Annotated in this window: 18 protein-coding genes and 3 tRNA genes; 15 read left to right on the top strand and 6 right to left on the bottom strand. The window is 58.5% G+C overall.

What is annotated here, in order from left to right; all coding sequences use genetic code 11:
* Positions 1-58 precede the first annotated feature (58 nt).
* Entirely contained in the window at positions 59-2,557 is a 2,499-nt protein-coding gene (locus MED193_RS07205; RefSeq protein WP_009809028.1) for an ATP-dependent helicase, read from the bottom strand.
* Positions 2,558-2,726: 169 nt separating this feature from the next.
* Here MED193_RS07205 and MED193_RS07210 point away from each other — a divergent pair, with 169 nt between their 5' ends.
* Together MED193_RS07210 and MED193_RS07215 are read left to right on the top strand one after the other, a co-directional pair.
* The gene (locus MED193_RS07210) at positions 2,727-3,902 is read left to right on the top strand and encodes an alpha-hydroxy acid oxidase (RefSeq protein ID WP_157041305.1); all 1,176 of its coding nucleotides are present in this window, start codon (positions 2,727-2,729) and stop codon (positions 3,900-3,902) included.
* Positions 3,903-4,227: 325 nt separating this feature from the next.
* Entirely contained in the window at positions 4,228-7,677 is a 3,450-nt protein-coding gene (locus tag MED193_RS07215; RefSeq protein WP_009809030.1) for a pyruvate carboxylase, read from the top strand.
* Between the two features lie 186 nt (positions 7,678-7,863).
* Here the strand turns inward: MED193_RS07215 and MED193_RS22895 are convergent, their stop codons facing one another.
* Positions 7,864-8,217: a hypothetical protein gene (locus tag MED193_RS22895; RefSeq protein ID WP_157041307.1), complete on the bottom strand. Its 354-nt coding sequence runs from the start codon at positions 8,215-8,217 to the stop codon at positions 7,864-7,866.
* Between the two features lie 218 nt (positions 8,218-8,435).
* Here MED193_RS22895 and MED193_RS07225 point away from each other — a divergent pair, with 218 nt between their 5' ends.
* The 7 genes from MED193_RS07225 to MED193_RS07255 all read left to right on the top strand — a co-directional run bounded on the left by MED193_RS07225 (position 8,436) and on the right by MED193_RS07255 (position 14,394).
* A complete protein-coding gene (locus MED193_RS07225; protein ID WP_009809032.1) occupies positions 8,436-10,025 on the top strand; it encodes a peptidoglycan-binding protein in 1,590 nt (529 codons plus the stop codon).
* 152 nt (positions 10,026-10,177) lie between these two features.
* A tRNA-Gly gene (locus MED193_RS07230) sits at positions 10,178-10,252 on the top strand.
* A gap of 143 nt (positions 10,253-10,395) precedes the next feature.
* Entirely contained in the window at positions 10,396-11,355 is a 960-nt protein-coding gene (locus MED193_RS07235) for a DNA cytosine methyltransferase (protein WP_009809033.1), read from the top strand.
* Between the two features lie 105 nt (positions 11,356-11,460).
* The gene (locus MED193_RS07240) at positions 11,461-12,360 is read left to right on the top strand and encodes a NaeI family type II restriction endonuclease (RefSeq protein ID WP_009809034.1); all 900 of its coding nucleotides are present in this window, start codon (positions 11,461-11,463) and stop codon (positions 12,358-12,360) included.
* 124 nt (positions 12,361-12,484) lie between these two features.
* A tRNA-Gly gene (locus tag MED193_RS07245) sits at positions 12,485-12,559 on the top strand.
* A 164-nt stretch (positions 12,560-12,723) separates the two neighbouring features.
* Positions 12,724-12,798: transfer RNA gene (locus MED193_RS07250), tRNA-Gly, on the top strand.
* Positions 12,799-13,041: 243 nt separating this feature from the next.
* On the top strand, positions 13,042-14,394 hold the full coding sequence (locus tag MED193_RS07255; protein WP_009809035.1) for an aminotransferase: 1,353 nt from the start codon (positions 13,042-13,044) through the stop codon (positions 14,392-14,394).
* Positions 14,395-14,475: 81 nt separating this feature from the next.
* Here the strand turns inward: MED193_RS07255 and MED193_RS07260 are convergent, their stop codons facing one another.
* Positions 14,476-14,715, bottom strand: coding sequence for an Lrp/AsnC ligand binding domain-containing protein (locus MED193_RS07260; protein ID WP_009809036.1), 240 nt, complete (start codon positions 14,713-14,715; stop codon positions 14,476-14,478).
* A gap of 181 nt (positions 14,716-14,896) precedes the next feature.
* On the opposite strand from MED193_RS07260, the gene hisB reads away from it, so the two are divergent.
* A complete protein-coding gene (hisB, locus tag MED193_RS07265) occupies positions 14,897-15,484 on the top strand; it encodes an imidazoleglycerol-phosphate dehydratase HisB (protein WP_009809037.1) in 588 nt (195 codons plus the stop codon).
* A 32-nt stretch (positions 15,485-15,516) separates the two neighbouring features.
* Here the strand turns inward: hisB and MED193_RS07270 are convergent, their stop codons facing one another.
* The gene (locus MED193_RS07270; RefSeq protein ID WP_009809038.1) at positions 15,517-16,137 is read right to left on the bottom strand and encodes a DUF2306 domain-containing protein; all 621 of its coding nucleotides are present in this window, start codon (positions 16,135-16,137) and stop codon (positions 15,517-15,519) included.
* Between the two features lie 95 nt (positions 16,138-16,232).
* Between MED193_RS07270 and MED193_RS07275 the strand changes: the two genes are divergently transcribed.
* Together MED193_RS07275 and hisH are read left to right on the top strand one after the other, a co-directional pair.
* A complete protein-coding gene (locus MED193_RS07275) occupies positions 16,233-16,847 on the top strand; it encodes a TetR/AcrR family transcriptional regulator (RefSeq protein ID WP_009809039.1) in 615 nt (204 codons plus the stop codon).
* Positions 16,848-16,929: 82 nt separating this feature from the next.
* A complete protein-coding gene (gene hisH / locus MED193_RS07280) occupies positions 16,930-17,568 on the top strand; it encodes an imidazole glycerol phosphate synthase subunit HisH (RefSeq protein WP_009809040.1) in 639 nt (212 codons plus the stop codon).
* Between the two features lie 2 nt (positions 17,569-17,570).
* On the opposite strand, the gene MED193_RS07285 is transcribed toward hisH, so the two are convergent.
* A complete protein-coding gene (locus tag MED193_RS07285) occupies positions 17,571-18,296 on the bottom strand; it encodes an AraC family transcriptional regulator (protein WP_009809041.1) in 726 nt (241 codons plus the stop codon).
* Between the two features lie 205 nt (positions 18,297-18,501).
* On the opposite strand from MED193_RS07285, the gene MED193_RS07290 reads away from it, so the two are divergent.
* Together MED193_RS07290 and MED193_RS07295 are read left to right on the top strand one after the other, a co-directional pair.
* The gene (locus MED193_RS07290) at positions 18,502-19,038 is read left to right on the top strand and encodes a peroxiredoxin-like family protein (RefSeq protein ID WP_009809042.1); all 537 of its coding nucleotides are present in this window, start codon (positions 18,502-18,504) and stop codon (positions 19,036-19,038) included.
* A gap of 187 nt (positions 19,039-19,225) precedes the next feature.
* A complete protein-coding gene (locus MED193_RS07295) occupies positions 19,226-19,477 on the top strand; it encodes a WGR domain-containing protein (protein ID WP_039966742.1) in 252 nt (83 codons plus the stop codon).
* A 41-nt stretch (positions 19,478-19,518) separates the two neighbouring features.
* On the opposite strand, the gene MED193_RS07300 is transcribed toward MED193_RS07295, so the two are convergent.
* Positions 19,519-19,917: a DUF2147 domain-containing protein gene (locus MED193_RS07300; RefSeq protein WP_009809044.1), complete on the bottom strand. Its 399-nt coding sequence runs from the start codon at positions 19,915-19,917 to the stop codon at positions 19,519-19,521.
* Between the two features lie 208 nt (positions 19,918-20,125).
* Here MED193_RS07300 and hisA point away from each other — a divergent pair, with 208 nt between their 5' ends.
* On the top strand, positions 20,126-20,848 hold the full coding sequence (gene hisA, locus MED193_RS07305) for a 1-(5-phosphoribosyl)-5-[(5-phosphoribosylamino)methylideneamino]imidazole-4-carboxamide isomerase (RefSeq protein WP_009809045.1): 723 nt from the start codon (positions 20,126-20,128) through the stop codon (positions 20,846-20,848).
* The last annotated feature ends 1 nt before the right edge of the window (position 20,849 follow it).

Below are 20,849 nucleotides of genomic sequence, written 5' to 3' on the forward strand. Positions count from 1 at the left end.
CGCCCGGGTCGGATCGCTCCGCGATTCGACCACCGACATTTCAGCTCAACTGATCATTTTAAAACGGCACATCATCCTGCGCAGCATCCTGGCCTGCACCAGCAGCAGCAATAAACCGCGCCAGGACCTTTTTGATCCCAGCCTTTTCAAAATTCACTTCCAGTTTGTCAGCCTCGATAGCGGCAATCGCACCATAGCCAAATTTCTGATGGAAGACCCGCTCGCCAAGGGTAAAGCTGGCCGTGGCTTCCAGATCAATGATCTGCCCCCGCGCCTGTGCTGTCTGCGGCGTGCCACGCTGCCCTGCCCGCGCCTGCATGCGCTTCCATCCTGGCGAATTATACCCATCCGCCTGCGCAACCTTAGCCTCAATGGTGGAGCCTATCGGTTCGGCGCGGCTGGCCGCAGCACCATACCCCCCACCATAAAGCCCAGGAGGAGTTAGCACCTCCACATGCTCCTCGGGCAGCTCATCGACGAATCGCGACGGTAGCTGAGACTGCCATTGCCCAAAGACCCGCCGGTTACCTGCAAAAGAAATAGTGCAGACTTCCTCGGCCCGGGTAATGCCAACATAGGCAAGGCGGCGTTCCTCCTCTAAACCCTTGAGACCACTTTCATCCATGGAGCGCTGCGAGGGGAACAGCCCGTCCTCCCAGCCTGGCAGAAACACTGCTGGGAACTCCAACCCCTTGGCCGCGTGCAGGGTCATGATCGAAACCTTCTGGTCCGAATCCTGTTTGTCATTATCCATCACCAGGCTGACATGCTCCAGAAAACCCTGAAGGTTTTCAAAGTTCTCCAGCGCCTTGACCAGCTCCTTGAGGTTTTCAAGACGCCCTGGGCTATCCGGATTCTTATCCGCCTGCCACATGCCGGTATAGCCGCTTTCATCCAGCACGATCTCGGCCAGCTCCATATGAGAGATATCCGCATCGCCCGCCATCCGGCCCCAACGGGCCAGATCATCCACGAGCCGACGCAGCGCCGCGCCGCCCTTGCCCTTGATGGCCCCTGCCTCAACCGCGAGACGCGCGCCTTCCACCAGAGAGACACCATTCTCACGCGCATAGCCCTGAATGGTCTGTTGCGCCTTGTCGCCAAGGCCGCGCTTGGGGGTGTTCACGACCCGCTCGAATGCGAGATCATCATCAGCCGAGGTCACCATGCGGAAATAGCCCATAGCATCGCGAATCTCGAGCCGCTCATAAAAGCGCGGACCTCCAATGACCCGGTAGGGCAGACCAATGGTCAGAAACCGATCTTCAAAGGCGCGCATCTGATGCGAGGCCCGCACCAGAATCGCCATGTCATTCAGCCCGATAGGACGCTGCCCCCGAGTGCCGCGCTGGGTGGCCTCGATTTCCTCACCAATCCAGCGCGCCTCTTCCTCGCCGTCCCAGTGACCGATCAGGCGAACCTTTTCGCCGCCCTTTTCGGCCGTCCACAACTCCTTGCCCAAGCGGCCCGAATTGCCGCTGATCACGCCAGAGGCGGCCGCCAGGATATGCTCAGTCGAGCGGTAATTCTGTTCCAGACGCACCACTTTGGCGCCGGGGAAATCCTTTTCAAAGCGTAGGATATTGCCCACCTCGGCACCGCGCCAGCCATAGATCGACTGGTCATCATCGCCAACGCAACAGATGTTTTTATGCCCGCCCGCCAAAAGCCGCAGCCACATGTATTGGGCGATATTGGTATCTTGATACTCATCCACCATGATGTAGCGGAACCAGCGCTGATACTGCGCCAGAATATCGCTGTGGGTCTGAAAGATCGTCACCACGTGCAGCAGCAGATCGCCGAAATCGACGGCATTGAGCTCCAGCAGGCGGCGCTGATACTGGGCATAAAGCTCTGGGCCGCGATGGTTATAGGCGCCGGCCTCTGCGGCAGGCAATTTTTCCGGTGTCAGCGCCCGGTTTTTCCAGTCATCAATGATTCCGGCCAGCATCCGCGGCGGCCAGCGCTTTTCATCAATCCCCGCAGCACGGATCAGCTGTTTGAGCAGGCGGATCTGATCATCGGTATCCAGAATGGTGAAGTTTGACTTTAGATGTACAGAGCTGCGCCGTCTGCGCGCCGCAGATGGACCCAATTCGTCATATGGATTCGGCGACTCCGACTCTGTCACTTCATCAATGACTTCATCAGGGCCGACCCCAGCCTCACCGCTGATGAGCTCAGCGTGACGGCGCAGCAGCTTGACGCAGACCGAATGGAAAGTACCAAGCCAGGGCATGCCCTCAGCTGGCTGGCCCAGCATGCTGCCAACACGTTCCTTCATCTCGCGGGCAGCCTTATTGGTGAAGGTCACCGCCAGAATCTCATTGGTGCGGGCAGAGCCGGTATTGAGAAGATGCACAATCCGCGCCGTCAGCGCCTTGGTCTTGCCGGTCCCGGCACCGGCCAGCATCAAGACCGGCCCCTCCAAACATTCCACGGCCTCTCTCTGGGCCGGATTCAAACCATCAAGATAAGGCGTAGGGCGGGCCGCCATGGCCCGCGACGACAGGGAGGCGCCCTCAAAGGCGTCCATTTCATCAAATGTGCTCATGCCCGTAACACTAGCGTGATTCACCCTGCGAGAAAAGAGGACGTTCGCATTCTGTTCGCAAGATTGATCGTACTCCAAATTCCCGGCGACGCTCTGGGTTTGCCCGCGGACCCACGCGAGAAGAGCCGCCTGCTCTTGCCAAATGGCCCGCAGATCCTATCAATGCAGCATGGATCTTCATCAACACTACCCAAGCCTCGCCGACTTGCGGGCGCGTGCCCAGCGCCGCCTTCCCAAATTTGTCTGGGAATATCTCGACAGCGCCACGGGCAATGAGGCCACAAAACGCCGCAATCGCAGCGCGCTGGATCAGATCGGGTTTTTACCTTCGATCCTGCATGGACCTCAGCAGGTAGATCTGTCGACTTCATTTCTTGGGCGCGATTTGCCACTGCCTTTTGGCATCGCACCTCTGGGCATGTCCGGGCTGATCTGGCCCGACGCCGAGGGACGGCTGGCCCGCTTTGGCGCCCGCTCCGGCATCCCTTACTCTTTGTCTACCGTTGCCAGCCAATCCCCCGAAGATCTGGCGCCACATCTGGGGGCTGAGGCTTGGTTTCAGCTCTACCCCCCAAAAGATGAAGACATCCGTCGGGATATGCTGGAACGCGCACGCAAGGCAGGTTTCAAGACACTGGTGCTCACGGTGGATGTCCCCGTTGCCTCGCGGCGCGAACGTCAGGTGCGCTCAGGCCTCACCCAGCCCCCCCGTCTAACCCCCCGCCTATTGGCGCAGGTGGCCCAGCGCCCAGCCTGGGCCAGTGGCATGGCGCGGCAACATTGGGCGCACGGGGGGATGCCCCATATGCGGACCCTGGACAAATATATCACCGAAAACAGCAAAGGCCTCTCTTCGACTGCGCATATTGGCTATTTGCTGCGCACCTCGCCGGATTGGGACTATGCCAAATGGCTGCGCGACAACTGGCAGGGGAGCTTTGTCATCAAAGGTGTGATGAGGGCAGAGGATGCAGCGCCACTGGAACAGATCGGAGTTGATGCCCTTTGGGTGTCAAACCATGCGGGACGCCAGTTTGATGCCGCGCCCGCCTCGACCGAGGTGCTGCCAGAGCTGCGCGCGGCCACCTCCCTGCCACTGGTCTTTGACAGCGGCATTGAGGGCGGTTTGGACATACTGCGCGCCCTGGCACTTGGGGCGGATTTCATCATGCTGGGGCGGGCCTTTCACTTTGCACTTGCAGCATTGGGAGACAGGGGACCAAACCATCTGGTTGAGATCCTGAGCAAGGATCTGGAAGCCAATATGGGGCAGTTGGGATTGCGCTCGCTCTCTGAGGTGAGAACTTTGCAAATTCGCAACCTGACGTTACACTCCCAACCTTGATCCGTAAACGACTGAAACCGGTAGCAAAGCCTGCGATCCATTCTGAGCAAAGACCGGCTGATTGCAGCCGCGAAACCCAAGCGCCGCAGATACGCCAGGAAGCATGACCAAAGATTCGCCAAATTTGGAATCGCCTAAATTTTCAGCAACTCTCTCTGGGATTTTGGCGCCCAATTGACTTCAAATGCTGCGCTTGCACAAAAAATTGCCGCATTATGGCTGAATGAGAGCGCAATCATGCAGCAGATACCCAATACTACGGCTATACCAGTGGCCAATATGTAACTAACACTTCGCCAACCCTAGACTACTTCGAGGAGCGACCATGCCCGATTTCAAGAAAATCCTGATTGCAAACCGAGGCGAAATCGCCATCCGCGTCATGCGTGCCGCCAATGAAATGGGCAAGCGAACCGTTGCTGTCTATGCCGAAGAAGACAAGCTGGGCCTGCACCGCTTTAAGGCCGATGAGGCCTACCGTATCGGCGAGGGCATGGGGCCTGTCGCCGCCTACCTGAGCATCGACGAGATCATTCGGGTCGCCAAGGAATGCGGCGCCGATGCGATCCATCCCGGCTATGGCCTGTTGTCCGAAAACCCCGACTTTGTCGATGCCTGCGCCCGCAACGGCATCACCTTCATCGGCCCCAAGGCCGAAACCATGCGCGCTCTAGGCGACAAGGCCTCGGCACGGCGCGTTGCCATTGAGGCCGGGGTGCCGGTCATTCCCGCAACCGAGGTGCTGGGCGATGACATGAAGGCCATCGCCAAAGAAGCCAGCGAGGTCGGCTACCCGCTGATGCTCAAGGCCTCCTGGGGCGGCGGTGGTCGCGGCATGCGGCCGATCCACGGCCCGGATGAGCTGGAAGAAAAAGTCCTGGAGGGCCGCCGCGAAGCCGAAGCCGCCTTTGGTAATGGCGAGGGTTATCTGGAAAAGATGATCACCCGCGCCCGCCACGTAGAGGTGCAGATCCTGGGTGACAAGCACGGCGAGATCTACCACCTGTTTGAGCGCGATTGCTCGGTGCAGCGGCGCAACCAAAAGGTCGTGGAGCGCGCCCCCGCCCCCTACCTCTCTGAAGAGCAGCGCGCTGAGATCTGCGAGCTGGGCCGCAAAATCTGCGCCCATGTAAATTATGAATGCGCTGGCACCGTTGAATTCCTGATGGATATGGAAAGCGGCAAGTTCTACTTCATCGAGGTGAACCCCCGTGTTCAGGTGGAACACACCGTCACCGAGGAGGTCACCGGCATCGACATCGTTCAGGCGCAGATCCTGATCGCCGAGGGCAAACCAATTGCCGAAGCCACCGGCAAAGCCTCACAGGGTGACATTCGCCTGAATGGCCACGCATTGCAGACACGGGTCACGACTGAGGATCCGCTGAATAACTTCATCCCCGACTATGGCCGCATAACCGCCTATCGCTCGGCCACTGGTATGGGCATCCGCCTGGATGGCGGCACCGCCTATGCCGGCGGCGTCATCACCCGCTACTATGACAGTCTGTTGACCAAGGTAACCGCCTGGGCGCAAACCCCGGAAAAGGCCATTGCCCGTATGGACCGTGCCCTGCGCGAATTCCGGGTGCGCGGTGTGTCCACCAATATCGCCTTTGTGGAAAACCTGCTCAAGCACCCGACTTTCCTGGACAACAGCTATACCACCACCTTTATCGACAACACGCCAGATCTGTTCCAGTTTGCCAAACGTCAGGACCGTGGCACCAAGGTGCTGACCTATCTGGCGGATATCTCCGTCAACGGTCACCCGGAAACCGAAGGCCGCGCTGCCCCGGCGGCAGACCTGAAAGAGCCGCGTGCACCGCATGTGGATCCGGCTCCTCTGCCCTATGGCACCCGCAATCTGCTGGAACAAAAGGGCGCCCAAGCCGTCGCCGATTGGATGAAGGCCCAGCGCCAGCTCCTGCTCACCGACACCACCATGCGCGATGGCCACCAGTCCCTGCTGGCGACCCGGATGCGCAGCCATGACATGATCAAGGTGGCCCCTGCCTATGCGCAGAACCTCAGCCAGCTCTTCTCGGTTGAATGCTGGGGCGGGGCAACCTTTGATGTGGCCTACCGCTTCCTGCAGGAATGCCCCTGGCAACGCCTGCGTGATCTGCGCGAAGCGATGCCCAATGTGATGACCCAGATGCTGCTGCGGGCCTCTAATGGGGTCGGCTATACCAACTACCCTGACAATGTGGTGCAGGAATTTGTTCGCCAGGCGGCGGAGACCGGTGTTGATGTCTTCCGGGTGTTTGACAGCCTCAACTGGGTGGAGAACATGCGTGTCGCCATGGATGCCGTCGTCGAGAGCGGCAAGCTCTGCGAAGGCACCATCTGCTACACTGGCGATATCCTCGACCCTAGCCGCGCCAAATATGACCTGAAATACTATGTTGGCATGGCCAAAGAGCTGGAGGCCGCCGGCGCCCATGTTCTGGGTCTGAAAGACATGGCTGGCCTGTTGAAACCTGCCGCCGCGCGCCAGCTGGTCAAGGCGCTGAAGGAAGAGGTCGGCCTACCGGTCCATTTCCACACCCATGATACCTCTGGCATTGCCGGTGCAACCATTCTGGCCGCCGCAGATGCTGGCGTCGATGCGGTGGATGTGGCCATGGATGCCTTCTCTGGCGGCACCTCGCAGCCCTGCTTTGGCTCCATCGTCGAAGGGCTGCGCAACACCGACCGCGACACAGGGCTGGATATCGCAAAGATCCGGGAGATCTCTGACTATTGGGAGCAGGTCCGCGCGCAGTATGTCGCCTTTGAATCCGGCCTGCAGGCGCCGGCCTCGGAGGTCTATCTGCACGAGATGCCTGGCGGCCAGTTCACCAACCTCAAAGCCCAGGCGCGCAGCCTTGGTTTGGAAGACCGTTGGCATGAGGTCGCCCAGACCTATGCGGATGTGAATCAGATGTTTGGCGATATCGTCAAGGTGACGCCCTCCTCCAAAGTGGTGGGCGACATGGCGCTGATGATGGTCAGCCAGAACCTCAGCCGCGATGAGGTCGAGAACCCCAGCACGGAGGTCTCTTTCCCCGATAGCGTTGTGGATATGATGCGCGGCAACCTGGGCCAGCCTCCCGGTGGCTTCCCGGATGGGATTGTTGCCAAGGTGCTGAAAGGCGAGGCCCCCAACCTGACCCGTCCTGGCGCTCATCTGGAGCCCGTGGATCTGGACGAGACCCGCGCCGAGCTGAGCAAATTGCTGGAAGGCAAGGCTGTGGATGACGAGGATCTCAATGGCTATCTGATGTATCCCAAGGTCTTCCTCGACTACATGGGCCGTCACCGCCAATACGGGCCTGTGCGCACCCTCCCCACCCGCGCCTTCTTTTATGGCATGGAACCGGGCGAGGAAATCACCGCGGAAATCGACCCCGGTAAAACCCTGGAGATCCGCCTTCAGGCCCTCGGTGAAACCGATGAAAAAGGCGAGGTCAAAGTCTTTTTTGAACTCAATGGTCAGCCCCGCGTCATCCGGGTGCCCAACCGTCTGGTCAAGGCCTCCACCGAGAGCCGCCCCAAGGCCGAAGCTGGCAATGGCGATCACATCGGCGCGCCAATGCCCGGCGTTGTAGCCAGCGTCGCGGTACAGGTCGGCCAGGAAGTCCATGAGGGCGATATGCTTCTGACCATCGAGGCGATGAAGATGGAAACCGGTCTACACGCAGAGCGCTCTGCCCGCGTTAAGGCGCTGCATGTCTCGGCAGGCACCCAGATCGACGCCAAGGACCTGCTGATCGAACTGGAAGATCTGTAAAGTCTGAACGCAGCCACAAGTTCCGAAAACACTCACTGAGCCCCGGAGGACCTCCCTTCGGGGCTTTGATGTTTCATGGAGGGGTCACAGCAGTTGCAACGCCTTTTGCGGGCAGCAATCTGCCGGGCAGACCAACGCCTAAAGCAATGACCTGTTCAGTTCCCCTTTCCCCGGTTTCTGCCCCTGTCAGGCATCCCGCCAAACAGAGACAGGGTAGAGCTGGCAGTTCACTGCATAGAAGCTGGGGGAGAGGTATCCATACCGGCCCTCTGCAACCGCGCCCCAGCGGGTGTGATGCCAATTCAATTCCATAGCGGCAGGCGGAGTAAGCGGCGTAACGACAAACTGGGCGCCCTCATCGCATTGCGCCTGCAACACCTGCACCCTTATCGGGGGCACAGACAAAGCCCGGCCGGTGGCTTCTTCCGCACCGCCCGCATGACCGACAGGGTTTGAAAGGCCGCCAGACTGCACCACCAGCCCCAAAACAACTGCCGTCACCAATGCGGTAAGCCGCATCTTTTCTTTGAGTTTTGCCACGGAGCTCTCCCTGTTTAAAAGCTGCTGTCGGTGTCTCAACGCACAGGGCGCTGCATTCCGTCGCCGGACTGTCGAAAAAAAGCGCGCTGTCACATATTTCAGCCAACCTTTCACCCAGCTCCCCTTAATCGCGAGCAACTTAATCCCATTAACAATCAAAAAGGGAACGAAAACACTGGGCAGACAGGCCGTTTTGATGTTCATTTTTGCGAGTATTTATGCCCAGCATTCAGCTTTCCGCGCCCGTTGGGGCCGCACCAAGACCGTTTGAAGGCGCTCCAGTCAAAAACACAGGCAAAGATGTTTCGCTTTTGCGCGACATGCTGGCGGCGAATGGCATTGGCCCCCTGGGCCAGTCCGCAAAAATAGATGCCGGCCTGATTAAGGCCATCAACCACTTTCAAAAGAAGGTCGGTTTCAAAGTCACCGACAGTGTCGTCGACCCTGGCGGGAGAACGTTCAAGGCACTGCTGCCAAAGTATCAAAAAGCCCTTAAAGCGCTTGAGAAAGCAAGCAGGGAACCCCTGTATCAGATGAAGTTCAAGGGGAAGACCATCCTGTGCAACAAGGCGGACTATGATCGTCTCTATGCTCAGGCGCTCAAGAACGTCCATAGCCGGGTCAGCTCTCTGCTCTCCTACAACCGTGTCTTGCAGATCAACCAAAAGGAATACCAGGCCCTCGCGGATTTCAGTAACAATGCCGCAACCGCGCTTATGCACGCGCTGTTTGTCTCTGTTGCCACCACCGGCGCCCCCAGCCCGGCGCTTGCCAAAAAAGCCGCCAGCGCCGCCGCCACCCTGAACAAGCTGAAAACCAGTAAGGATCTCGCCCGCATCCACAAAGAACTGCCTCAGGCGGAAAAGGCCATACAGAGCTTTGCCAAGGACATGAACCGGTTTGAGAGCCAGTATATTTCCGGCGGCAAAAACATTGTGACGGGCCTCGAAATGACCCGCGATCTGGGCTTTGTCGCCGTCGGCATTATTGCGACGCCGATGATCGTCACCGCCGGGGCCAGCCTGACCGTGGCAATGGTTGCTTCAGGCGCAGGGGTTTCCCTGCTGCAGTCAGCAATCGATGAAGGCGTGAAACATCAAACAGGGCAGACAGACGACATCGGAGCCTCAGCGAAAAAAGTGCTGATTGATACTTTGGTCGGCGGGCTGCTTGCAAGGATCCCGACAAAGGCTCCAAAACAGTTCTTGTCAAAAATCAGCACCCAGGTGGCTGCCAGGGTGTCCACCAAGACCTCTCTGGTCCAAAAGAGCACGATCCTGAAATACTCAGACAAGGTGATCCATGACGGCGGCCTGCAACTCTACAAAAGCAGCTATGAAGAAGCGGTCAAATTGACGGGCGACAGCATCAAAAAGGGCAAGCCGCCCAGCGCCAAAGATCTGGAACGGATTGTGTCAGACATGGTGGACAATTCGGTTGCCACTTTGATCAATTCCCGGCTCGATGACCTTTTCAAAAAATTCTCTTATCAGCACAAGGACATCATCACCTACACCCTGGTGCCACAGCGATTGAACAAGCTGGTGAAGAAAAACAAAGTCGGCGCCACGCTGACCGCCCAGGCCCATGCCAAGATCGCAACCAAGGTCAGCGACAGCATCATCAAGGGAACCCTAAAGCAGGTCAGGAAACACGCCGACAGTACCCTGTCCGCTGCCACCGGGGCAGAAAGCCCCGAGCAGCTCAGCAAAAAGTTCTCCGCAGCCTGTGCCGCAGACAGATCGATCCTAACTCTGATTGATGCTCAGATAGAGGCCGAACTAAAGCAGGCAAAGGCCAAGAAATAGCGCCCTGCAGCCCTGTGCTGCCCCGTGCCCTGGCCACTGCAAACCACATCTTCAGCAAAGACGCATAGCCCGTATCTGATTTACAGAATCTGCGCATTTTTCTCTTGTGCCTCTCGCCCAACCCCACTAGAAGCCCCTTCACCAAATGTAGCGCGGGCGTAGCTCAGGGGTAGAGCATAACCTTGCCAAGGTTAGGGTCGGGCGTTCGAATCGCCTCGCCCGCTCCATTTGGATCTTGAACAGGCCACTCCTTCGGGGGTGGCCTTTCGCGTTGCAATGGGTAACCCTTAGCAAAGCCTTGCGCGGAATCAGCTTTGCGCTTAGGAACAGATCCAGAACACCAAAACAAAAAGCAGGCAGGCCGCACCACATGCTCACATCCGTAGAACTATGCGCAGGGGCTGGCGGTCAGGCTCTGGGACTGGAACGTGCCGGCTTTGATCACACCGCATTGGTCGAAATCGACAAACACTGCTGTGCCACGCTGCGCCACAACCGGCCCAACTGGAATGTGCTCGAAGAAGACCTGCGCCTGTTCAAAGACGACGCCAGCGCTTACAAAGGCATTGATCTGCTGGCTGGTGGCCTACCCTGCCCGCCCTTTTCGGTCGCAGGCAAACAGCTGGGCGAAAAGGATGAGCGCAATCTCTTTGACGATGCGATTCATATCGTCGATGCGACCCGTCCCCGTGCGGTAATGATCGAAAACGTACGCGGGTTTCTGGATGCCGCCTTTCATGACTACCGTGAAAAGCTGAAAAAGCAGCTCTCCAAGCTCGGCTATGAAACCGATTGGCGCCTGCTCAATGCCTCCGATTTCGGCGTGCCACAGCTGCGCCCGCGGGTGGCAATCGTGGCGCTGCGCAAAGAATACTCGGACCAGTTCAACTGGCCGGACCCACTGCCACACAATCCACCCACCGTCGGCGAAACCCTGTTGGACCTGATGAGGGCCCGCGGCTGGAGCGGTGCCGATGACTGGGCTGCCCAGGCGGATGAGATTGCCCCAACAATCGTCGGGGGGTCCAAGAAACACGGCGGGCCGGACCTGGGCCCAACACGGGCACGGCGCGCCTGGGCCTCGCTGGGGGTTGAGGGACGCACCATCGCCTATGAGGCGCCAGACCCTTTCCACAACGACATGCCCCGCCTCACCGTGCGTATGGTTGCGCGCATCCAGGGCTTCCCGGACGCCTGGCATTTCACTGGTGCCAAGACCAATGCCTATCGCCAGGTTGGCAATGCCTTCCCGCCCCCCGTCGCCGAGGCCGTGGCGCGCCAACTGCGCGAGGCCATCGCCCGCCCCGCCCTACGTGTGGTCTCGAAATAGGCCCATCCAAAACAGCAGGCCTTCGCTCCAAAAGCGCCTGTCCTTTCCCTTTCACCTTTCTATAAATATTCAAATTCACCGATTTCGGCCCAGACCGAGGTAGATATGAAACGCAGCCTTCCGCCCAGTCTCATTGTCCGGGGTCACCCGGATTTCGACGCTCTGACCGCGCTGGCAACAGAGATCACCGCCCGCGCTGGCGGGACACTGGAACTGCACCAGAGCTTCCCGGCCATGCTGCGCCGCTGCATTGATGATGTGATCATGACCCCAAAGACGGGGCGACGCGCCTATGAAGAGCTGGAAAAGACCGAAAAGACCTATATCGGCACCCGCGTCGAGATCGAGCTGCGCGCCCTATTGCGCCTGCCCCGTGGGCGGCTGGACACCGAAATCCTCGGCCGTGACGTAGACATCAAGAACACCATGGGCAGCAACTGGATGATTCCAACCGAAGCGCTGGATCAGCCCTGTCTGCTGGTGGCCGCCGACGAGGCCCGCGCCCGCTGCTACCTCGGGCTGATTGTGGCGCGCCCCGCCTATCTGACCCAGGGGAAAAACAAAGACGGCAAGGGGTCGATCTCAGCCGCTGGTTTTGGCAATATCCTTTGGCTTATGTGCGACCACGCCTACCCCGCTAATTTCTGGCGGGGCCAGGACCCCCATGTGGTCACCACGATTTTTTCACAAAGCACCGGCAATACCCGCATGGCCAGCCTGTTTCGCCAGATCCAGGCCTGCCCCATCGCCCGTGATGTGGTCGAAGCTGTGGCCCAGCAAAAGGATTTTATGCGCCGCATTCGCTCAGACAAGGGCCGGGGCACCCGAGACCTGCTGGAAAAAGAAGGCATCCTGCTGTTGTCCGGCCAGTATGATAGCCAGTTGATAAAGGCCCTGGGGCTGCCCCACTGCCGGGGCTCGGAATTCATCTCTTGCACACCCCGCGGAGCCCTACAGCGCCGCATGGCAGAACAGGCAGGGTTTCAACTGCCAGAGCTGTCTTAGCTGATCCCTTTATCGGCGGGAAAAACGCGCCCCGGCGCTGCGCAAAGAATTCTCACCCCAGTGATCACTTTCCCTCTTGCGGGTCTGCCGAGGATTGCCTAAATACCGCTTCACTAAATGTAGCGCGGGCGTAGCTCAGGGGTAGAGCATAACCTTGCCAAGGTTAGGGTCGGGCGTTCGAATCGCCTCGCCCGCTCCATTTGGACCAAACAGGCCGCTGGATGCATCTCGCATCGGCGGCCTTTTTGTTTGGGCTGCCTGGCTCGCGCCCTGCTTGGGACGCCTAAAATTTCTTCGATGCACTCTATTTTGCCCTTGCGGCCTGTCGCAGCTTTGCCTAAATACCGGCTCACCAAATGTAGCGCGGGCGTAGCTCAGGGGTAGAGCATAACCTTGCCAAGGTTAGGGTCGGGCGTTCGAATCGCCTCGCCCGCTCCATTTGGACCAAACAGGCCGTTGGGTGCTTCTTGCATCGGCGGCCTTTTTGTTTGCAGTTCCCCCTTTGCTGGCCGGATTCCGCCCTCGCAGGAGGCACACGAGACCTTTTGATCAAATTTCTTTGACCTCCCTGACAAAACAAGACAAAGCTAGCCGCAACGGCGCCGTCAGGATTTTCGTCGCGCCACTTGATTGTCTCCGCAGATGTCTCAGACACACGCGCCATATCAGAGGAATTTTGCAATGGCTCCAGTCATTTACCCCACAACCAACCTCACTGCGACCGAACAGATGTGCCTGGAACGCGGCGAGGGAATCTACGTCTTCGACAGCGAAGGCAACAAATATATCGAAGGCCTCTCCGGTCTGTGGTGCACCTCTCTGGGCTATGACAACAAAGAGGTGATCGGCGCAATCACCGAGCAACTCAACACTCTTCCCTTCAGCCACACTTTTGGCGGCAAGACCCATCAGCCGATCATCGACCTGGCGGAAAAACTGAAAGCCATGGTGCCAGTGGAAGACGCCTATATCTTCTTTGGCAATTCCGGCTCTGACGCCAATGACAGCCACTACAAAATGCTGCGCTACTATTTCAATGCGATTGGCAAACCAGAAAAGCGCAAGATCATCACCCGCGAGCGTGGCTATCACGGCGTCACCGTCGCCGCCGGCTCTCTGACCTCGCTGCCCGCCAATCTGGCGCATTTTGATGCCCCCATAGAGGCCCTGAGCATCCTGCGCACCGATGCGCCACATTACTACACTGGCCGTAAGGGCAACGAGACAGAGGCCCAGTTTGTCGACCGCATCCTGCAAAACCTCGAAGACCAGATCCTGGCGGAAGATCCCGACACCATCGCCGCGATGATCATGGAGCCCATCACCGGCGCCTCCGGCGTTATTGTGCCCCCAGAAGGCTATTACGAAAAAGTCCAAGCGCTGCTGCGTAAATACGGAATTCTGGTCTGGGCGGATGAAGTGATTACCGGCTTTGGTCGCACCGGTGCGGATTTCGGCTGCACCACCATGGGCATCCAGCCCGATCTGATGACATTCGCCAAACAGCTCTCCTCGGCCTATTTCCCGATCTCGGCCAGCGTGATCCCCGGCTGGATGTATAAGGAAATGGTCGCGCCCTCAAATGAGGTCGGTGTCTTTGGCCATGGCTACACCTATTCGGGCCATCCCGCTGCCTGTGCTGCCGCGTTAAAAACGCTCGAAATCTATGAGCGTGACAACCTGTTTGAACACGCGGCCGAGGTTGGCAGCTATATGCAGGACGAGCTGCGCCGCATCTTTGCTGACCATCCCCTGGTGGGCGAAGTGCGCGGCAAAGGCCTGATTGCAGCGCTAGAGCTGGTCTCCAACAAAACCACCGGGGCGACGATTGCCGGCGGCAAGGGCGGCGCTGCCGCAGTTAAAGCCTGTCAGGACAACGGAGTGATCCTGCGTGCGGTTGCAGGCAATGCTCTGGCCTTCTGCCCGCCGCTGATCATAACCAAACCCGAAATTGATGATATGCTGACACGGGTCAAAACCGCCCTGGACAGCAGTTATGAACGCCTCAAGGCTGAAGGCCTGCTCGATAGCTGATCCCCCCACGGATCCAAACAAAGACGCCCCGGATATCCTCCGGGGCGTCTTTTTGTGTGGGTTGAGGCAGGTGATCCAGGCTCAGAAGACCTTAAAGGTCATGGTGGTGAGCGAGCGCTCGATATTAGGGATCACCAGGAGGTGTTCATTGATATATTTGCCCACATCCGCATCCGAAGGGATATAGAGCTTCATCAGGAGATCATATTCTCCGCTGGTGGAATAGAGCTCAGAATGGATTTCGCGCAGGGCGATTTCCTCTGCCACCGAATAGGTGGTGCCGGGCTTGCAGCGGATCTGAATGAATACGCAGGTCGACATGGGGCGTCCCTCTGGTCTTTGAGAACAATTGATTTGGCTCCCAAGCTGTCACGACAGACGCGCGGGCGCAATGGCCCCTGGGCGCAGCAAGGACCTCAGCGTGGCGAACAGCCGGCTAAGCCCTTGAGCCAGCCCCCCTCTCCGCCCTATAAGTGGCGCGCAGACAGCAAGGAATGCCCATATGCGTAGCGCTAAAATCAGCCGCCAAACCGCCGAAACCGAAATCAGCGTTGAGATCAATCTCGACGGATCCGGCTCTTATGACAATCAGACGGGGGTAGGTTTTTTTGACCATATGCTGGATCAGCTGGCCCGCCACTCGCTGATCGACATGACCATTCGCGCCAAGGGGGATTATCACATTGACGATCACCACACAGTCGAGGACACCGGCATTGCTCTGGGCCAGGCCCTTGCGCAGGCGCTTGGCGATAAAAAGGGCATCCGTCGGTATGGGGAATGCCACCTGCCGATGGATGATGCCCAGGTACGCTGCGCCCTGGATCTCTCTGCGCGTCCCTATCTGGTCTGGAATGTCGAAATCCCCACCCAAAAGATCGGCACATTTGATACCGAGCTGGTGCGAGAATTCTTTACGGCCTTTGCCACGCAGGGTGGCATCACCCTTCATATCGACCAGCTGCATGGCTTCAATAGCCACCACATTGTCGAAGCCACCTTCAAATCCGTGGCGCGTGCCCTGCGCTTGGCAGTAGAAACCGATCCGCGCAAATCCGATGCGATCCCCTCGACCAAAGGCGCGCTCTAGCTGCGCCACTTGATCGCATAGCCTCCCAGACCTCAGGCCGGTTGCTCAACCGGCCTGTTTCTATCGCGCCTAAGCAACCACTCTGCCAACAACATATTTGGTACCCAGCAGGCCCAGGCCACTAGCGAATAGCCCAATTCCTCGCCCAAGGTCGCAAAAAGAAACGGCAAATATAGCCGCAGAGTCACAGCCGCAAAGGTCAGGGCTCCGGATCGGATCATCCAGGCCCGATGCTCGGTAATGCGTCCCCGGATGGCCAGCCAGATCCCCTGCCCCGTTGTGCCCAGCCACAATAGCGCCAGCAAACCAAAGCCCAGGGCCGCAACAGCGCCGGATGTCGAGCCAATCGCCAAAACCAGCCCCCCGAGCCCAGAGACCAAAATTGCCAGCCCATAGCCCCGCCCCAACCAGCGATGCAAATCCGGGCGGCGCTGCCGCAGCCCCTGCCAAAACTGAAATGGCAGCAACATCAATGCCACCGGGGCCAGCCCGACATGGGCATAGAAGGCCAGCGGCCGCTCCAGCGCGTGATAGGCCACAAAGGGCATGGATAGCTCGACCCCAAGCAGCAAAAAACGCCAGGATGCCAAAGCAATCAACAAGCATGAAAGCCAAAAGAAAGTCCTGCGCAGGCGCGGCATGAAAACAGACATGGGTATTCATTCTCCAACTTTACAGTGTAAACTTTACATTGTAAAAATCACAGCCAGCTTGACAGTGTCAAGCGTCCTGATACTCTCTGCGCCAAATGACTGATCATTCAGGTAAAAAACCGCATCACCACGGGGATCTCCGCGCGGCTCTCATCCAAAGCGGGATTGATATCCTCACCGAATCGGGGCTTGAGGCCCTGACCCTGCGCCGCTGCGCCGCCCGTGCAGGTGTCTCTCATGCTGCCCCGGCCCATCATTTTGACGGGCTTTCCGGCCTGCGCGCTGCCATCGCCAAAGAAGGGTTTGACCGCTTTCGCACGCAGATGCTGCGTAGCCGCGCCAGCGGTAGCCAAAGCCCAGAAGGCCGCATTCTGTCGCTTTGCCGCGGTTATCTGGACTTTGCAGTCGAAAACCCGGCGCTTTTTGCCTTGATCTTCAGCTGTGGTCCCATGTCCCAATTCGAAGAGGACATGAAGGCGGGTACCGCAACCGCATACGGGGTCCTACGCGAAACCTGTGCCCCCTTTGTCCCAGAAGGCGCGGATCCCTTGGTGGTCGAAACCCAGGTCTGGTCGCTTATCCACGGGTTTTCCCACCTGTTCCTAGCCGGCACCTTCGGCCCTGACAGTGGCCCGCCAGATCATCATCGGCTCTTTGCCCCGGTGATGGCTCTGCTCCGGGAAATAGGCACGCCGCCCGCGCCAAAATGACCGGCCTGCTCAGCCCGGGCTTGACCTTTTGACGAAATAAAGAGAGGTCTTCGGCACAACCCCAAGAAAGCGCAGGCCTGCCATGCTGACAGCCATCATCGACTATGAATCCGGTAATCTCCATTCCGCCGAAAAAGCCTTCCAACGCATGGCACAAGAACTGGATGCCGGGGAAGTTGTTGTCACCTCGGACGCCGAAGTCGTGGCCAAGGCCGATCGTCTGGTCCTGCCCGGCGATGGCGCCTTTCCCGCCTGTGCCGCTGAGTTGCGCGGCCACAAGGGCATCTATGACGCGATGATCGAAGCGGTTGAACAAAAAGGCCGCCCCTTTCTCGGCATCTGCGTTGGCATGCAGCTGATGGCCACGACCGGCCACGAATACAGCGATACTGCCGGTCTGGACTGGGTAGGCGGTGATGTGGTGAAAATCACCCCATCAAACCCGGCGCTTAAAGTCCCGCACATGGGCTGGAACGATCTTATCATCGACCACCCTCACCCGATTTTTGAGGGCATATCCTCTGGTGATCACTGCTATTTTGTGCATTCCTATCACTTCCGCGTCCAATCGGATGCCGAACGTTTAGCCCATGTGGACTATGGTGGTGACGTGACCGCAGTGATTGGCCGCGACACGATGGTCGGCATGCAATTTCACCCGGAAAAAAGCCAGGACATCGGCCTACGTATGATCGGCAACTTCCTGACCTGGACGCCCTAACCCTACCCTAAGGCGCGCAGCGATACAGGAGCCACGCCATAGGCCTTGCGAAAGGCGCGGGTGAATCCCTCAGGCGAGGCATAGGCATAGCGTCGTGCCACCGCCTCTACCCGGTCGCCGCGCACCAGATCCTGATAAGCCAGCGTCAGCCGCCAGCGCCGCAAATAGCCCATTGGCGTCTCACCAATCTCTGCGGTAAAAAGTTCCGAAAACCGCGATAGAGACAGGCCGGCCTCTGCGGCCAGATCGCCATTGGACCAGACCCGCCCAGGATGGTCATGCAGCGCCACAATTGCACGGCTCAACCGGGGATCAGCTAGGCCAGCCAGCAGCCCAGGCTCGGTCGCCCCCAGCTCGATCTGACTGCGCAACAAACGCACCATCAGAACCTCTCCTAACCGATTGACCACCGACTGGGCGCCACAACGTCTGGCAGTACTCTCGGCCAGCATCACCTGCACCAAATCCCGTGTTTCGTGATGGGTCGTCAGATCAAAATCAACGCAGGACGGTAGCGCCGCCACCAATGGGTTATGCCCAGCCCCCCAGTCCACCCGGACGCTCAACAGCACCGTCTTTTCAGAGGTGAGCTGAACCTGACCACGGGGGAAAAACACCAGGCAGCTCGGGGATCCGGGATCGCCCAAGGCCACCAGATTGGCCTGTGACAACGGAGCCGGGTGAACCGAGAGCTTAAATCGCTCCATCAAAGTTGTCAGCCTGTCCATATCAGCCTCCTGTTTATCTTTGACCCCTCCCCGCAACGAACCCGCAAAGGAAGAAATCTCGTCGTCCTTATTGGCATACTCTCCAGCTTTTTGGTGCGCAAAGCCTATATCGGATTTTTAGTTTGTTTTTTCGGATTTTCAATGCACTAAAACCTGCGATACGCAAACCAGACCCTCTACCCCCTCATCTAAACAGGAACCTATCATGCTTATTCCCCGCCAAAAGACACCAGATCTGGCCCTCCCTCTGCTTGGCGGAGGTCGCTTTGATCTGGCCACCGAAGACAGCAGCCGCGGAACCGTGATTTGTTTTTATCGTGGATTGCATTGCCCGATCTGCGCCAATTACCTGAAGGAGCTGGAAAAGCGCGTCGCCGAATTTGCCGAGCGCGGCGTGACCTGCGTCGCGGTTTCTTCCGATGGGGAAGAGCGCACCAAAGCCATGGCCGACAAAATCGAAGCCAGCGCCCTACGCTTTGCCTATGATCTACCATTGGATGTGGCAAAGTCCTGGGGCCTCTACATCTCCACCTCGCGGGGCAAAACGTCCATCGGCATCGAAGAGCCCGCGCTGTTCTCCGAACCCGGGTTGTTCATGGTGACCCCAGAGCAGACGCTCTATTACGGCTCGACCCAGACCATGCCCTTTGTGCGTCCGCATTTCTCGGAACTGGTGGGCGCGCTGGATTTTGCCATCGCCAATGACTACCCCGCGCGCGGCGAATATACCGGCGCGGTCTAGATCAAGGTCAGCTAACCAGATACCTGCGACCATCACTCACGGATATTGCAGGCCAAACCGCCGCTTTCGATTTTTGCGAAGGTGGCGGTTTTCGAGTTCCAGCCCCAGCAAGACAGATACAATGGACAGAGGCAGGCTTTGCGGGCATAGAGGGGCTCCCCGCCCACCAAAGGCTTTGACCGCCCCCGTGCAGACCCGACTCGAAAAATTTGACTATGTTGAAGGGCGCCACCGCTACTGCGTGTTGCGGCTCAGTCAGACGCTATTTGGCGAATGGTGCCTTGAGCAGGCCAAGGGTCCCATTGGCGCTCCCGGCGGGCAACAAATCCGTGCCTATTTCCTCCAGCACGGCGAGGCCATGCAAAGCTTTGAAGCCATGCGCGACAGCCAGGTCAAACGCGGCTTTGTGCCTATTCCGGTGCAGCTGGGACTGCTGTAACAGCCCCAGCGCTGTGTTTCACTCAGTCCTCAGCGATCAGATCACTGTACCCGCGTCCAGGTCTGTTTCGAGCAGATCAAGCCCCCTGCAACACAGCCCCGCAGTGCCAAAGAGTTGCCCTTGAGGTCCATCTTACCGGTGTAGATCTTATCATTCGACGGCCGCCAGACCTCCCCCGTGTAGTAGCCATCGCCCTTTGCAACCATGTCGATCACCAGGGTCTTACCGATATTGGGTGAGCTATACTCGCCTGAGCTATTAAAGGTCCGGGCGATTTTGCCACAGATCGCAGAACCACAGGGGGCCATGTCGATATGCGCATAAGAGCCATCATCTGGCTGGGTTTTCCAAGTGCCGAGGATCGGGTCAGCAGAGGCCGCCCCCGCCAGGGTCAGCGCCGCCAGTGTGGTCGCCAGAGTGGTTGCCAATAGCTTCTTCATTTCGTCTCTCCCTTTGTTGTGTCCATTCCTATGCATCAGTGTCACAAAGTTTCTGCACAGTTTTGCAACCACAGTGACGCACCTGAGGCTTTTCAGGCAAGGCTGACTTTGGGTCGCGTTGCAATTCCGGCCTGCCCCGTGCAAAACACCGCTCAACAGGTATGGCCAGATCCCTTGGCCACTGACCAGTAAGACAAAGGCTGCACACATGATCCTCTATCCTGCGATTGACCTCAAAGACGGCCAGGCGGTGCGCCTGCTGCATGGCGACATGGATAAAACCACCGTGTTCAACGACAACCCTGCCGCCCAGGCGCTGGAATTTGTCGAGGCAGGCTGCGATTGGCTCCATCTGGTTGACCTCAACGGCGCCTTTGCGGGCGCGCCGGTGAACGCCGCCCCGGTTGAGGAAATCCTAAAGCAATGCAAGGTGCCGGCTCAGCTGGGTGGCGGCATCCGTGACATGCAGACCATTGAGAACTGGATCGACAAAGGCTTGGCGCGGGTAATTCTCGGCACAGTTGCGGTAGAAAACCCGGATCTGGTGCGCCAGGCGGCGCGGGAGTTCCCCGGCAAGGTCGCTGTCGGCATTGATGCCCGCAATGGTCGCGTCGCCACCAAAGGCTGGGCGGAAGAGACCGACGTGATGGTCACCGATCTGGCCAAATCCTTTGAGGATGCAGGCGTTGCGGCCATCATCTATACTGACATCATGCGCGACGGCGCCATGAAAGGCCCCAATGTGGAGGCCACAGCGGCGCTTGGAAATGCGGTGTCGATCCCGGTGATCGCCTCTGGCGGTGTCTCCTCCCTGGACGATCTGCGGGCGTTGAAATCCTGTGGTGCGCCTTTGAACGGGGCCATTTCTGGACGCGCGCTTTATGATGGTGCGATTGACCTGGCCGAAGCTCTATCGGTGATGAAGGGCTAAT

The organism is Roseobacter sp. MED193 (genome assembly GCF_000152965.1).
Classification (GTDB): domain Bacteria; phylum Pseudomonadota; class Alphaproteobacteria; order Rhodobacterales; family Rhodobacteraceae; genus Pseudophaeobacter.

Coding starts and splice junctions, on each gene's coding strand:
- MED193_RS07215 (WP_009809030.1), top strand. CDS start 4,228: ATGCCCGATTTCAAGAAAATCCTGATTGCAAACCGAGGCGAAATCGCC.
- MED193_RS07285 (WP_009809041.1), bottom strand. CDS start 18,296: ATGGACAGGCTGACAACTTTGATGGAGCGATTTAAGCTCTCGGTTCAC.
- MED193_RS07270 (WP_009809038.1), bottom strand. CDS start 16,137: ATGTCTGTTTTCATGCCGCGCCTGCGCAGGACTTTCTTTTGGCTTTCA.
- MED193_RS07210 (WP_157041305.1), top strand. CDS start 2,727: ATGGATCTTCATCAACACTACCCAAGCCTCGCCGACTTGCGGGCGCGT.
- hisH (WP_009809040.1), top strand. CDS start 16,930: ATGCTGACAGCCATCATCGACTATGAATCCGGTAATCTCCATTCCGCC.
- MED193_RS07300 (WP_009809044.1), bottom strand. CDS start 19,917: ATGAAGAAGCTATTGGCAACCACTCTGGCGACCACACTGGCGGCGCTG.
- hisB (WP_009809037.1), top strand. CDS start 14,897: ATGCGTAGCGCTAAAATCAGCCGCCAAACCGCCGAAACCGAAATCAGC.
- MED193_RS07235 (WP_009809033.1), top strand. CDS start 10,396: ATGCTCACATCCGTAGAACTATGCGCAGGGGCTGGCGGTCAGGCTCTG.
- MED193_RS07275 (WP_009809039.1), top strand. CDS start 16,233: ATGACTGATCATTCAGGTAAAAAACCGCATCACCACGGGGATCTCCGC.
- MED193_RS07255 (WP_009809035.1), top strand. CDS start 13,042: ATGGCTCCAGTCATTTACCCCACAACCAACCTCACTGCGACCGAACAG.
- MED193_RS07290 (WP_009809042.1), top strand. CDS start 18,502: ATGCTTATTCCCCGCCAAAAGACACCAGATCTGGCCCTCCCTCTGCTT.
- MED193_RS07260 (WP_009809036.1), bottom strand. CDS start 14,715: ATGTCGACCTGCGTATTCATTCAGATCCGCTGCAAGCCCGGCACCACC.
- MED193_RS07225 (WP_009809032.1), top strand. CDS start 8,436: ATGCCCAGCATTCAGCTTTCCGCGCCCGTTGGGGCCGCACCAAGACCG.
- MED193_RS07205 (WP_009809028.1), bottom strand. CDS start 2,557: ATGAGCACATTTGATGAAATGGACGCCTTTGAGGGCGCCTCCCTGTCG.
- hisA (WP_009809045.1), top strand. CDS start 20,126: ATGATCCTCTATCCTGCGATTGACCTCAAAGACGGCCAGGCGGTGCGC.
- MED193_RS07240 (WP_009809034.1), top strand. CDS start 11,461: ATGAAACGCAGCCTTCCGCCCAGTCTCATTGTCCGGGGTCACCCGGAT.